Genomic DNA, 13,156 nt, shown 5'->3' with positions numbered 1-13,156 from the left:
AAAGGGTGAATATAAGACAGAACTTCAAACAGGTTGCGTGGTTACAACAAAGTGATATCCAAACACTTCTTCGTGTTTTGTCTGTGGAGGGGGAAGAGGCGCGTATTGTAGGGGGAGCAGTGCGCAATCAACTGCTAGGGCAGCCTATTAGTGATATTGATATTGCAACAACCTGTTTGCCGCAACAGGTTATTGCACGTGTAGAAGAAGCAGGATTTAAAGCTATTCCTACAGGGATTGCTTTTGGTACAATAACAGTAGTTGCTCATTCATGTTCTTATGAGGTTACAACGCTTCGCTGCGATATTGAAACAGATGGTCGTCATGCAAAAGTGGCATTTGGTCGTGATTGGAAAAAAGATGCTGAACGGCGAGATTTTACGATAAATGCGCTTTATTGTGATGCTGCTGGCAACCTTTATGATGATGTGGGAGGTTTGAGTGATATTGCTAGCCGAACAGTTCGTTTTATTGGGGTTGCAGAAGATCGTATTGGCGAAGATTATTTGCGTATTTTACGGTTTTTTCGCTTTTTTGCGTGGTATGGAGCAGGGCGACCTGATGTGCAAGGATTGAAGGCATGTGTTCGTTTAAAACACGGTTTAAAAAAACTTTCTTCTGAACGTATTTGGGCAGAAATGAAAAAGCTTCTTGCGGCGTTTGATCCAACGCGTGCTCTTTTATGGATGCGACAAAGCAGAATTTTGGCACTCATTTTTCCTGAAACAGAACGATGGGGTATTGATGCAATTCACGCATTGGTGAAGACAGAACAGGCTTTTGGTTGGAAAGTTGATCCATTGTTACGGCTAGAAAGCCTTCTTCCTCCTGATCCCATGCGTCTTCATGAAATGGCACAGCGCTTGCGTTTTTCTCTTAAGGAAACAACGCGATTAAAAGAATGGGCAGAGTTAGAAATAATAAACCAAAACTGTTCTGATCATTTTGTGCAAAAACTGATTTATTTTCATGGACGACAGCCAGTTTTAGATCAATTATCGTTGTCTGTCGCTGCATCACATCTTGATCATCTGGAAAAAAGTGATGCTTTGCAAAAAGCAGAGGGTTATGTCAAGCTTTATCAATTTGCCAAAAAATGGCAAATTCCAACTTTTCCTATTAATGGTAACGATTTAATAAAAAAAGGTTTTACGAAAGGTATACTTTTAGGAAAAAAGCTTAAAGAGCTAGAAATGATATGGATTGAAAGCGGATTTTTAATGGATCGTCATGCACTATTAGAAAAAATTGATTTATAATATTTCTGTTTATAAACCCATTGTTTTTTATATTTTTTAAGTCAACATATTAATTTATAATAATCATTATTCATGTGAAAGAAGAGTCCACAATATTGTAAGGTTATTTCAAACCTGTTCATATTACATCAATCAAAGTTATTGCCTTACACGTCACAAGTGAGGAAAAATGATTACAGAGAGGAAAAATGTCTCTTATGAATCATCTCAAAGATAAGGATTCTCGAAAATGAGAACGAATAAAGAGAATAGTGGTAGCGGTTTGCACCTTGTATGACCATAAAGAGGGGGATGTTCACTGGATTTTTACTATGAGGAGTATTTAATCATTCATAGGTGGTGATATGAGGTGATATGAAATGGATGTGATGGGTACTAAGAAATGTTTATTTTACAAGCACTTAATTGTTTGAAAATGATAGGCATTATACGCTCTAACTGTTCTTTATATGTTGTATTATTGTTTTTCGTGATAATTTATATTTTTATAAAATACATTTTCTTTCATAATAACCAATTTGGCGCAATGCTTCTCCTGTTGTTATAGCCACGCTCATGGCGAGATTGAGAGAGCGTGCCTGTGGTTGCATGGGAATTTTCAGTGTGTAATCGGCCGTTTCATGAACATAATCGGGAACTCCAGCTGATTCCCGACCAAAAAGTAAAACATCATTTCTTTGATAGCATATCTGCGTATAGCATGTTTTTGCTTTTGTACTTAAAAGCAACAGGCGGCGGTTAAAGTGTTTCATGGAGCTTATAAAATGTTGCCAATCAATGTGTCGTTCTAAGGACGCATATTCGAGATAATCCAATCCTGCGCGTTTGAGATTACGATCCGACAGATTAAAGCCTGCGGGTTCAATAATGTGCACATGTAAACCAAAGCAAGCGCTAAGACGTAAAATCGTTCCAGTATTACCAGCAATATCAGGTTGGAAAAGAGCTATATGAAGTGTCATGTTCTCTGTAATATGATTTTTCTTTCGACTTTGTAAAGAAATACCACAATTTATTCGAAGAATATGCTTTGAGAAATACATGTTTTTTACGGTTAATTTTTATACCCTTTAAATTTCAGGGAAAAAGTTATGTATACAGATCTGTTTGGGATAAGAGAGAAGCTCCCTATTCGGGACTGCATTTTATTGAGCGATCCATGAATGGATTGGCTCATTATGTTGAAAAGTGGGATATTTAATGAGGTTGGATCATCCATTTTAATTAAAATCAACAAAATATGCTTTTTATGCAAAAACAGAAGCGAAAAAAATACTCATGCAACCAGTTGGAATTGAGGGAGGGAGAGATGCTGTAAATGTGTTAAAGAAATAACCGATAAGCTCAACTTGTTTACTGAGATATGGTCATAACAAGACTATGTTTCTTTCTTTAGAAGTGTTTATTTACATGCTATCTCTGATTTTCACGGGCGGGGGAGTAATTTTGATTGATTAATATGAATAGGTTTGAAATGAAAAAACCTTACGGTGTTTAGGGATTTCATTCACTCTGTAAAACGATGAATTATCATTATAAAACAGTTTTTTGTATAAACCATACAAATGGCAGGAGTTTTTTACGGGGATGTTTTTATGGTTGAGGTAACGGAGTGATCAAGCATTGTACAATGGGAGAGGGTATGGTAAAAGAATGTTTTAGCAAAGTGTCTCTTTAAGTTAAGTCCATGGGTGAGCAAACGAGGCGGGATTTTCTGTTTTTGGTAACAGCTGTTGCAGGAGCAGTTGGAATGGGAGCGGTTGTGTGGCCTTTTATCCGTCAGTTGCGTCCAGATGAAGCTGTTTTGGCATCTTCCTCTGTTGAGGTTGATCTTTCTGGTATTGAAGAGGGGATGTCAGTAACGGTAAAGTGGCGAGGACAGCCTGTTGTTATTCGAAATCGTACGGCAAAAGAAATTGCTGATGCGCGCGCTACTGAATTGAGACTTCTAAAAGATCGTCAAGCGCGCAATCCTAATCTTGAAGGTGAAAAGGAAGCAACAGATTTTGCGCGTTCAGCAGGTAAAGGACGTGAAAATTGGCTTATTGTTATTAATCTTTGTACGCATCTAGGCTGTGTAACACTTGGGCAATCGGGTAAATTTGGAGGATGGTTGTGCCCCTGTCATGGGTCTGTTTATGATACTGCTGGAAGAGTGCGGTCAGGTCCAGCTAACTATAATTTGACTATTCCACCTTACCAATTTCTTTCTGATACTTTGCTCAAAATAGGATAAAATCATGATAAGGTTTCCTCCTTATTGTCCTAAAAGTGCTCTTGCCCGTTGGTTTGATAAGCGTTTTCCTCTTCCTCGTTTTTTTTATAATGCATTTGTGATTTTTCCTGTTCCGCGTAATCTTAATTACTTTTACACATTTGGCGGTATTTTAACCATTATGCTTTTATCACAGCTCTTGACTGGTATTGTCTTGGCTATGCATTATGTTCCGGATATTCATTTGGCTTTTGAAACCAGTGAACGATTTCGGCGTGAAAGGCAGTTTGGTTGGCTTTTTCGTCCATGGCACAGTGTAGGCTCTTCATTTTTTTTTATTGCTGTTTATATCCATTTGGCGCGCGGACTTTATTATGGTTCTTATAAAAATATGCGAGAAATGGTATGGGTTACAGGTATTTTTATTTATATCATCATGATGGCAATAGCATTTTTTGGTTATGTGCTTGTTTGGGGGATGATGTCTATTTCTGCCGCTTCAGTGATTGCAGGGCTTTTCAAAACGATTCCTTTAGTGGGGTCATGGTTGCATGAGACACTTCTGGGTGGTTATGTCGTAGGACAACCAACGTTGAATCGTTTTTATGTTTTCCATTATGTTTTATCATTTGTTTTGCTTCTTTTTGTGGGGCTTCATATTTGGGCAATCCATTGTGTTGGGCAAGGAAATCCAACGGGTCTTGCTATACAGTCAGATAAGGAAACGGTTCCATTTTCGCCTTATGCACTGATCAAAGATATTTTTGCTATTACTGTTTTTCTCATCTTCTTTGCCTGGTTTTTGTTTTATATGCCCGATTATATGGGGCAGGTTGAAAATTATAGTGTGGCAGATCCTTTAAAGGCACCTCTTCGTGTAGTTCCAGAATGGTATTTTTTGCCTTTTTATGCGATGCTTCGTGCTATAACTTTTGATATTGGTATTTTCTCTTCAAACTTTGTTGGCTTTGTTTTATTCGTCAGTTCGATTTGCATTTTAATTTTTGTGCCATGGTTAGACCGCTCTAAAATATGTTCAGCAAGATATCGACCTGTTTATAAAATTTTCTTTTGGGCGTTGGTTATTGATGTCGTTTTTCTTGGTTGGTTGGGATCAAGAGAAATAAGTGACAAAATTCTTTTATGGACACAATTGGCTACGGTTTATTATTTTATATTTTTTTTGGTTATTTTGCCGATTTTGCCAGCGTTTGAAAAAAATTGTTCTCTTCCTTCTTCAATTATGCAAGATTTAAAACAGAAAAAAAAGAGACTATGGTAAATGTTTTTGTCGGGCTGGTTGTTATTGTTGCTATGAGTTTTTCTGCTCAGAGTTTAGCGGGTGGTGCCTCTGATCAGGAAGAAGGATTTATTTCTTTTCCTTTACAGGTTCCTAAAAAACAAGAATGGAGTTTTTCAGGTCCATTTGGGCTTTATGATAAGGCGCAATTGAGGCGCGGATTAAAGGTTTATAGACAAGTTTGTTCCAGCTGCCATGGGCTAAAATATGTGGCTTTTCGCAATTTAAAAGATCTTGGGTATGATCAAGAACAGATCAAAGCTTTGGCGGGGCAATATGAAGTGCGCGATGGTCCTAATCGAGAAGGAAAATTTTTTAAACGTGCTGGGGTTGCAACGGATTATTTTCCTTCTCCCTTTTCACATGAAGAAGAAGCAAGATTTATTTTGAATAGTGCTTATCCTCCAGATTTGACATTGATAGCACGTGCACGTGGGGTATCTTTGCCTTTTCCTGCTTTAATTACGGATGTTTTGACTCATTATGATACGGCTGGTCCAGATTATATTACAGCTCTTTTAACAGGATATCAGGAAGCGCCGAAGAAGGTAAAAGTTTCTGATGGTTATTGGTATAATCCTTATTTTATTGCCGGTAATTCTTTAACTATGGCTCCTCCTTTGAGTGATGGTATGGTTACTTATGAAGATGGAACCCCAGAAATCATTGAACATTATGCGCGCGATGTTTCTGCTTTTTTGATGTGGGCTGCCGATCCTCATATGGAAATTCGTAAAAAAACCGGTTTTCGTGTTATTTTATTTTTAATCATTTTTGCAGGGTTTGTTTATATTTTAAAAAATCGTATTTGGTGTCGTTTAGAAGAAGAATTAGAGAAAGAAATAAAAGACGAAATAAAGAGAAAAGGGTAAAGTGATAAGGCTCAAAAGAGTATAGAGTATAAAGAGCATAAGGAACAAATCTTTTTATGATGCATTGAGGTTTTATAAAGTAAAAGCAAAGTAAAAATGGAGATGTTAAAATGAAAAAAATTGCATGTACTACTCTTATGTCAATTTTGATGGTTTCTAGTACTTATGCTCAGTCTTTTGAAGTGCCTTCAAAACCTGAAATGATCTCTTCGACGGGTATTGTACAGGTGGGGATAGATAAGTCTGTGCGTTATGTGACACCTTTAGCAACGGATTTTGTTGCTTCCAGTCTTATAGGCGCCAATGTATATAATATAGAAGATGAAAATATTGGTGAAGTAAAAGATATTATTTTGCGTGAAAATAATATTGCAGGATTTGTTATTGCTGTTGGTGGTTTTCTTGGCATAGGCGAGAGTTATGTGGTCGTTTCTCCAGAAACAATCCAGATGACAAATGATTATGGTAAATGGAAACTCATTACAAATGCAACAAAAGATTCTTTAAAGAACGCTCCAACATTTAAATACGAAGGGCGTTGGACACGCTAATTTTATATTTCTATTCTTTAATGGATCAAGCTGTTGCTATCACAATCATATGCTAGCAACAGTTTTTTTGTTCTAAAAACTCTTGAGAATTTTTGCGACAAGATTCCAAGGAGCGATTACCAAAGTTTTCAAGATAAACTATTAAGACAGAGTGAAGATTTAAGTATTATGTTTAAATAACATGATATCGCCATCTTGCACAATGTATTCCTTTCCTTCATCGCGGGCTTTTCCTGCTTCCTTTGCACCGCTTTCTCCACCCAAAGCAATATAGTCATTATAGCTGATGGTTTGGGCACGAATGAAACCGCGCTCAAAATCTGAATGAATAACACCAGCTGCTTGGGGAGCTTTTGTACCACGCGTAATTGTCCATGCTCGCGTTTCCTTAGGCCCACAGGTGAAGTAAGTAATGAGATCAAGTAAATGGTAACCAGCGCGAATGAGGCGATTGAGACTCGGTTCAAAGAGTCCTAGAGCATTGAGATATTCTGATGCTTCAGCATCACTCAGTTGTGTAATTTCCGCTTCGATAGAAGCAGAAATGATAATGCTTTGCGCATTTTGCTCTGTTGCCATTTTTTCAACTGTTTGGGTAAAGCTATTTCCATGAGCGGCGTCATTTTCGCTTACATTACAAACATAAAGTACAGGCTTGGAGGTTAAAAGATTCAAACTCTTAAGAATGTGGTGTTCATCGGAAGAAATATCTTTGAGTAATAACCGGACAGGGTTTCCCTGTTGCAGTATGTTTAATGCTTTTTCTATAATAGGTAAAATTGTGAGAGCTTCTTTGTCTTTTCCGGTTGCTCGTTTACGGATTTGTATGATTCGTCTCTCAAGACTTTCAAGATCCGCAAGCATGAGTTCGGTTTCAACCGTTGTCGCATCACAAACAGGATCAATACGTCCCTCTACATGGGTAATATCTTCATTTTGAAAACAGCGTAAAACGTGGACAATAGCATCGACTTCGCGAATATTGGCTAAAAACTTGTTTCCTAAACCTTCGCCTTTTGAAGCTCCTCGCACAAGCCCCGCAATATCGACGAAGTTAATGCGTGTAGGAATCATTTCTTTTGAACCAGCGATTGATGCAATTTTTTCCATTCGTAAATCTGGAACAGCAACTTCTCCGGTATTGGGTTCAATGGTACAAAAAGGATAATTGGCAGCCTGTGCAGTGGCTGTTTTTGTTAATGCATTAAAAAGAGTTGATTTCCCGACATTAGGTAATCCGACAATACCGCATTTAAAGCCCATGAGAGTCTTTCTTTTCTATTAATTTTATGGTCAAGATAAAGCTTCCTTTTTATAGCATATTTTCAGAAGAGTTATAGTCCTGGTCTTGCGATAAGTGAGAAAAAAGTCTAAAGTAATAGGTATCTACTTTTTTACCTTAGTTCTTCTTACCTTATTGTTCTCCTTAGTTACAAGGATAAGAAAACTTCGAATTAATGTTAATATTGTGCTAAGTTTTTCATGGTATGCAAATCTGCATAAATAATTAATCGGAGAAAATAGAAGAGTGTTATCTCGTTGTGCCTTTTTAATTGCAGCACTTTTGGCTTTGGCTGGATGTGCTACACGTCAGTCAGATATGTCATCGGTACCTTTTCAACAAGTTCGATACATTCCACCAGAAATACAGGCTTTGTATGGTCCTGTAACGAATGAGACCTATTCGTTACCTGCTGTTGATCTTGCGACAATTGATCCAAAATATTGGCGACAAGAGGTGATTTATTATACATCTTATGCGCCTGGAACATTGGTTATAGATACGCAAGAGTGTTTTCTTTACCTTATTGGTGAAAATGGAAAAGCTTTGCGTTATGGGATTGGTGTCGGTAAAGAAGGCCTAGCATTTGAAGGTGAGGGGGTTATACAGCGCAAGCGTCGGTGGCCAAATTGGGCTCCTACTGCAGCTATGATGGCTCGAGAACCAGAACGTTATGGTCATCTTGGGAAAGGAATGCCACCAGGGCCCGATAATCCATTAGGTGCGCGGGCACTTTATTTGTTCAAAAATGGGAAAGATACACTTTTCCGTATTCATGGCTCACACGAATCGTGGTCAATTGGGCGTGCTATTTCAAGTGGGTGTATCCGTTTGCTTAATCAAGATATTATCGATCTTTATGATCGTGTTCCCATTGGTTCGCGTGTTGTGGTATTGCAAAACAATAGGAGTATTCCTGCAGTTTATAGTCAACAATCAAATGGTTACGATCCGCTACAGTCGACCATTCAGCCAAATGATTTTTTTTAATTTAGGGGAGAAGATTGGAGAGAGCTGTGTTTGCTGTTCAATCTTCTCTTTCTCTCAAAAGAGAATATAAGCCTTTCTTCTTCAAAGGTGTATACAAGCTTGTATTCTGTTCTATTTTCTAGCTTCTCACGTTGCCAACAGATTTTGCCTTTGAGAAAGTTTATAAGAGGATTTTTTTAAGAGTTCTTATTCATATTCTTCACGCGACAGGGGCACGCAAGCTAATGGTTCTGATTGTGTTTTATCGTTTGTGAAACTTCATTCATAAAGAGGGATTTATCATCTTTTATAAGGAGAGCGATATTTTTTGCAATTGTCTCTAAGAGAGGGGATAACCATTCTTGATCAGATTTGGTAAAATTCCCCAAGACATGTTGATGAACAAGTTCTTTGCTTCCAGGATGACCAATTCCTATGCGTATACGACAATAGTCAGTACCACAATGGGCATCAATAGACTTAATGCCATTATGCCCATTATGTCCTCCACCAATTTTTATACGAACTTTCCCCGGTGACAGGTCTAGTTCATCATAAATGATGATCAAATTCTTTAAATCTAATTTATAAAATCGCAAAGCTTCACCGATAGCTTGACCAGAAAGATTCATGAAAGTTTGTGGTTTTATAAGAAAAATTTTCTCATTATTTATGAAACCATTGGAGATTTCTGCTTGAAACTTCTTTGACCATGGAGAAAAAGAGAAGGACTGATAAATGGCATCAACAGCCATAAAACCGATATTATGGCGGTTATTTTGATATTGTAAACCAGGATTGCCAAGACCAGCAATAAGCCACATGTGTATCTTCAGTCAAAGTATGAGTAAGGGTAATGTCTCATAAATTAAGGCGGAAAAATTCCCGCCTTTTGAGTTTTATGAAGTTTGTGTGTCTTCTTCATCATTTTCTTGTTCAGAAGTTTCATCGCTGACATCCATGCCAGCAGGAGCTGCAATGGTTGCAATGGTAAAGTCTCGATCTTGGATGATGGGAGTCACATCTTTTGGCAGTTGCACTGCTGAAATGTGAATAGAATCACCAATAGAGTAGCTGGAGAGATCAATTTCAATAGCTTCAGGAATAGCACTTGCTGGAGCTGTACATTCAATTTCGTGCCGAACAATATTGAGGACACCACCCTTTTTAAGTCCAGGTGCCGTATCTTCATTGAGGAAGTGGACAGGAATATTCACTTCTACAACGGATTTTGCTGAAATGCGCAAAAAGTCTACATGGAGGGGAAAGTCACGCACGGGATCTAATTGATAATCTTTTGGCAAAACCATAATTTTTTGCTTGTCAAGAATAATCGTTGCAATGGTGGTGCGAAAGCCACCAGCATGAATTTTGTAGAAAATTTCTTTATAGGGAACTGTTATTGCCAAAGGTGGTTGTTTTTCACCATAAATGACAGCAGGAATAAGACCGTTGCGGCGAAGTTCACGGGAGGACCCCTTACCAACCCGCTCGCGTTTTTCGGCCTTAAGAGTGTAGCTTTTGCTCATAATTTAAGTCCTTTTTACATGATTGGAGATCCTTCAAAAACAGTAATAGTTTTTGCATGGATATGAAGATATGCGCTAACCAACAGCGATCACTCCATTCTACGTTGCCTCCAAGGGTGTCTACGCAGAAGTTTGTTCTATAGTTCAAACTATTCATAGATGCAAGAGTTGTGGGAAAAATCGATGATTTCTACCGTTAAAAAGGAGGAAATGTTACAAATTACGGTGTGGATGGAGAATCAACCAATATGTGCTGGCACTGATATGTTCAAAATCAAACACTGGAGATGTTATGAAGGTTGAGATTGCCTTGGGTGAGATGTCAGAAAGTCGTGCTTTGCATAAATCGATGCCAGCACTTCTTGATTTGGAAGAATTATTGGCGACACGTCTTCTTGTACAAGGTAATTCTGGTTCAGGGAAATCACATCTTTTACGCCGTCTTCTGGAGCAAAGTGCTCAGTGGGTGCAGCATTGTGTAATTGATCCAGAAGGCGATTTTGTAACTTTGGCAGATAAATTTGGTCATGTTATTGTAGAGGCTCAACGGAGCGAACTAGAATTGACACGTATTGCGCATCGCATTCGACAACATCGGGTTTCGGTGGTATTTAATCTTGAAGGTTTGGACACTGAACAACAGATGCGTGCTGTAGGGGCTTTCCTTGGGGCACTGTTTGATGTGGAACGTGATTATTGGTATCCTATGCTTGTCGTTGTCGATGAAGCACAATTGTTTGCTCCAACTGCAGCAGGAGAAGTTTCTGATGAAGCGCGTAAAATTTCTTTGAGCGCTATGACCAATCTGATGTGTCGAGGACGTAAACGTGGTCTTGCTGGTGTTATTGCGACACAACGTTTGGCTAAGCTTGCCAAAAATGTTGCGGCTGAAGCTTCAAACTTTTTAATAGGGCGGACTTTTTTAGATATTGATATGGTGCGCGCCGCTGATCTTTTGGGGATGGAGCGTCGCCAAGCGGAAATGTTTAGAGATCTTGAACGGGGAAATTTTATAGCTTTAGGCCCTGCTTTATCACGACGTCCCTTACCAATTATTATCGGTTCTGTTGAAACTTTGGCACGCTCTTCTAGCCCTAAATTAATGCCACTTCCAACAGAGCGGGATGATGTGCAAGAGCTCGTTTTTACTGCTTCACCAGAGGAAATTTTAACGCCATTTAAACAAACACGAGAGCCGATGAGGGAAAAGTCAATGCACGAGATGTTAGAGGAGGTCGTGCATAAAAAACAAGAGTTGTTAGAAGAAAACCCAAGTTTATTTCCTGAACTTTCTGATGTTGAGCGTGACGGGCAAGCAGAACATATTATTCGGGAAATTCTTGAGGATTCTGAAGCTTTTTATCGTTCAACAGCGGTGCTTTATCAAGATTTTTCAGTTCGTTGTCGTATCCATGGTATGTCAAAGGTTCCTTTTAATCTTTCACAATTTCGGCGTAAATTGGCTATTGCTCAGGCTTTTGTTGATGAACAAACGGCTGTCAGTGAACATTGGAAACATATTTTGCAGATATCAGAAAGTTTGGAAGAAGATGTTCAAGGAGTCTTCTTGAACGTGGCACAGGCCGCATTAGGGGGAAAGCCTTGTCCATCTGATGCATTTTTAGCACGTCTTTATGGGACTCATTCTTTAAGCCGTGCACGCCGACTTTTAACCTACTTTGAAGAGCGTGGACTTATTGTTATTCACACGCATTTTAGTGGTCAACGTATTGTTGCCTTTCCTGATCTTGGTGTTGAAACAGCGCCGGGAGACCCCAAGAAACCACTTTAACCAAATAAGCTGGAAACCGATTGTTCTGCTGCTGTCCTTGCTATTGCTTCTCCCATAAGGTCGGCAATGGGTAAAACACGAATATTATGGGTTTTCTCAATAGCTTGTGTTGGCATAATTGAATCTGTAATAACCAATTCTGTCATCTCTGAATTGGCAATTCGCTCGATTGCATTACCAGAAAGAACACCATGCGTGATATAAGCCGTGACACTATTGGCACCATGTTTAAGCAGAGCACTTGCTGCATTGCATAAAGTTCCACCTGAATCAACAATATCATCAAGCAAAAGGCAATCTTTTCCCGATACATCTCCAATGATATTCATAACTTCTGATTCACCGGGGCTTTCGCGACGTTTATCCACAATAGCGAGCAAACTGTTCAAGCGCTTGGCGAGCGCGCGCGCGCGCACCACACCACCCACATCAGGTGAAACAACGATAACATTTTCAAGAGAATAATGCACTTTGACATCGCGAGAAATGACAGGAACAGCATAGAGATTATCCGTAGGGATATCAAAAAAACCTTGAATTTGTCCTGCATGAAGGTCCAATGTTAAAACACGATGGGCCCCTGCTTCAGTAATTAGGTTGGCAACAAGTTTTGCAGAAATAGGAGTTCGTGGTCCTGGTTTTCTATCTTGGCGGGCATAGCCAAAATAGGGGATAACAGCTGTAATACGACGCGCAGAAGAACGACGAAGGGCATCAATCATGATGAGTAATTCCATCAAATGATCATTTGCAGGATAGGATGTAGATTGCAAAACAAAAACATCTTGTCCACGTACATTTTCATGCAGTTCTACGAAAATTTCTTGATCAGCAAAGCGCTTTACAGTTGCTTTGCCTAAGGGGATGTTCAAATAATTTGCAACATCTTCAGCTAGGCGTGGATTAGAATTTCCGCAGAAAAGTTTCATAGTAGAACCTCTGAATCATCATGGTGGGAATGCGACACGGTTTTTAATTTCTTTTTATTAAATTGCAAGAGAACAATTACAAAAGCCTTACAATTTTATCGATTATTATTAAAGAGCTATGCAGTATGTTTTCTCTTTTTCCAAAAGTTTATTACTTTTAGAGCAAAGTTTTTTCTCCATGCGGCAAAGAAATACATATTGATTAAGCTTTTTGGTTATTACTTTATAAAAATACTTTCAATATGGGGAATGCTTCATATTTAAGATGAATGAAGGGGAGTAATAAAAAGAAGTATCATCTTGCCTTCAATCATTATAACCAAACATTGAAAATAATCATAGCGAAGGCTATCATATTTTATGGGCTGGTAGATAATTTCGTGAAAAAAGCAAAGTACAATGGGATTTATTTTTACATTTGGGTAAAAAGTTTAGTTTTGCAGTTTTGGTATTGTTCT

The 13,156-nt window shown here is 38.6% G+C and carries 12 protein-coding genes; 7 read left to right on the top strand and 5 right to left on the bottom strand.

The window, feature by feature from the left end; all coding sequences use genetic code 11:
* The first annotated feature begins 5 nt into the window (after positions 1-5).
* Positions 6-1,259, top strand: a complete 1,254-nt coding sequence (locus ACFINI_RS02180; RefSeq protein ID WP_375611172.1) for a CCA tRNA nucleotidyltransferase — start codon at positions 6-8, stop codon at positions 1,257-1,259.
* Between the two features lie 485 nt (positions 1,260-1,744).
* Here ACFINI_RS02180 and ACFINI_RS02175 read toward each other — a convergent pair whose 3' ends face one another.
* Entirely contained in the window at positions 1,745-2,221 is a 477-nt protein-coding gene (locus tag ACFINI_RS02175; protein WP_375606355.1) for a tRNA (cytidine(34)-2'-O)-methyltransferase, read from the bottom strand.
* A gap of 725 nt (positions 2,222-2,946) precedes the next feature.
* Between ACFINI_RS02175 and petA the strand changes: the two genes are divergently transcribed.
* The 4 genes from petA (at position 2,947) to ACFINI_RS02155 (ending at position 6,197) form a co-directional block, all read left to right on the top strand.
* On the top strand, positions 2,947-3,495 hold the full coding sequence (petA, locus tag ACFINI_RS02170) for a ubiquinol-cytochrome c reductase iron-sulfur subunit (RefSeq protein ID WP_375620691.1): 549 nt from the start codon (positions 2,947-2,949) through the stop codon (positions 3,493-3,495).
* A 4-nt stretch (positions 3,496-3,499) separates the two neighbouring features.
* Positions 3,500-4,756 (top strand): cytochrome bc complex cytochrome b subunit, encoded by a 1,257-nt coding sequence (locus ACFINI_RS02165; protein WP_375645503.1) that lies wholly within the window; start codon positions 3,500-3,502, stop codon positions 4,754-4,756.
* Complete coding sequence (locus ACFINI_RS02160) at positions 4,750-5,646, top strand: cytochrome c1 (protein ID WP_375645502.1); 897 nt, start codon at positions 4,750-4,752, stop codon at positions 5,644-5,646. The genes ACFINI_RS02165 and ACFINI_RS02160 overlap by 7 nt, the downstream gene beginning before the upstream one ends.
* Before the next feature lie 110 nt (positions 5,647-5,756).
* Positions 5,757-6,197, top strand: coding sequence for a PRC-barrel domain-containing protein (locus tag ACFINI_RS02155; RefSeq protein WP_375611176.1), 441 nt, complete (start codon positions 5,757-5,759; stop codon positions 6,195-6,197).
* Between the two features lie 159 nt (positions 6,198-6,356).
* Here ACFINI_RS02155 and ychF read toward each other — a convergent pair whose 3' ends face one another.
* Positions 6,357-7,460 carry a redox-regulated ATPase YchF gene (ychF, locus tag ACFINI_RS02150; RefSeq protein ID WP_375634283.1) on the bottom strand — a complete coding sequence of 368 codons (1,104 nt, stop codon included), beginning with the start codon at positions 7,458-7,460 and terminating at the stop codon, positions 6,357-6,359.
* A gap of 265 nt (positions 7,461-7,725) precedes the next feature.
* Here ychF and ACFINI_RS02145 point away from each other — a divergent pair, with 265 nt between their 5' ends.
* On the top strand, positions 7,726-8,469 hold the full coding sequence (locus ACFINI_RS02145) for a L,D-transpeptidase (protein ID WP_375638071.1): 744 nt from the start codon (positions 7,726-7,728) through the stop codon (positions 8,467-8,469).
* Positions 8,470-8,690: 221 nt separating this feature from the next.
* Here ACFINI_RS02145 and pth read toward each other — a convergent pair whose 3' ends face one another.
* Both pth and ACFINI_RS02135 read right to left on the bottom strand, forming a co-directional pair.
* Positions 8,691-9,272 (bottom strand): aminoacyl-tRNA hydrolase, encoded by a 582-nt coding sequence (pth, locus tag ACFINI_RS02140; protein WP_375631640.1) that lies wholly within the window; start codon positions 9,270-9,272, stop codon positions 8,691-8,693.
* Between the two features lie 75 nt (positions 9,273-9,347).
* Complete coding sequence (locus ACFINI_RS02135; RefSeq protein WP_375611180.1) at positions 9,348-9,977, bottom strand: 50S ribosomal protein L25/general stress protein Ctc; 630 nt, start codon at positions 9,975-9,977, stop codon at positions 9,348-9,350.
* A 292-nt stretch (positions 9,978-10,269) separates the two neighbouring features.
* Between ACFINI_RS02135 and ACFINI_RS02130 the strand changes: the two genes are divergently transcribed.
* Positions 10,270-11,769: a helicase HerA domain-containing protein gene (locus ACFINI_RS02130; RefSeq protein WP_375645501.1), complete on the top strand. Its 1,500-nt coding sequence runs from the start codon at positions 10,270-10,272 to the stop codon at positions 11,767-11,769.
* On the opposite strand, the gene ACFINI_RS02125 is transcribed toward ACFINI_RS02130, so the two are convergent.
* Positions 11,766-12,698, bottom strand: coding sequence for a ribose-phosphate pyrophosphokinase (locus tag ACFINI_RS02125; protein ID WP_375620696.1), 933 nt, complete (start codon positions 12,696-12,698; stop codon positions 11,766-11,768). The two genes, ACFINI_RS02130 and ACFINI_RS02125, sit on opposite strands and share 4 nt — an antisense overlap.
* Between the last annotated feature and the right edge of the window lie 458 nt (positions 12,699-13,156).

Origin of the sequence: Bartonella sp. AA56HLJMS (assembly GCF_042197145.1) — a bacterium.
Lineage (GTDB): Bacteria > Pseudomonadota > Alphaproteobacteria > Rhizobiales > Rhizobiaceae > Bartonella.
This window is presented reverse-complemented; position numbering and strand designations above follow the sequence as displayed.

Coding starts and splice junctions, on each gene's coding strand:
- ACFINI_RS02160 (WP_375645502.1), top strand. CDS start 4,750: ATGGTAAATGTTTTTGTCGGGCTGGTTGTTATTGTTGCTATGAGTTTT.
- ACFINI_RS02175 (WP_375606355.1), bottom strand. CDS start 2,221: ATGACACTTCATATAGCTCTTTTCCAACCTGATATTGCTGGTAATACT.
- ychF (WP_375634283.1), bottom strand. CDS start 7,460: ATGGGCTTTAAATGCGGTATTGTCGGATTACCTAATGTCGGGAAATCA.
- ACFINI_RS02155 (WP_375611176.1), top strand. CDS start 5,757: ATGAAAAAAATTGCATGTACTACTCTTATGTCAATTTTGATGGTTTCT.
- petA (WP_375620691.1), top strand. CDS start 2,947: ATGGGTGAGCAAACGAGGCGGGATTTTCTGTTTTTGGTAACAGCTGTT.
- ACFINI_RS02165 (WP_375645503.1), top strand. CDS start 3,500: ATGATAAGGTTTCCTCCTTATTGTCCTAAAAGTGCTCTTGCCCGTTGG.
- ACFINI_RS02130 (WP_375645501.1), top strand. CDS start 10,270: ATGAAGGTTGAGATTGCCTTGGGTGAGATGTCAGAAAGTCGTGCTTTG.
- ACFINI_RS02125 (WP_375620696.1), bottom strand. CDS start 12,698: ATGAAACTTTTCTGCGGAAATTCTAATCCACGCCTAGCTGAAGATGTT.
- ACFINI_RS02135 (WP_375611180.1), bottom strand. CDS start 9,977: ATGAGCAAAAGCTACACTCTTAAGGCCGAAAAACGCGAGCGGGTTGGT.
- pth (WP_375631640.1), bottom strand. CDS start 9,272: ATGTGGCTTATTGCTGGTCTTGGCAATCCTGGTTTACAATATCAAAAT.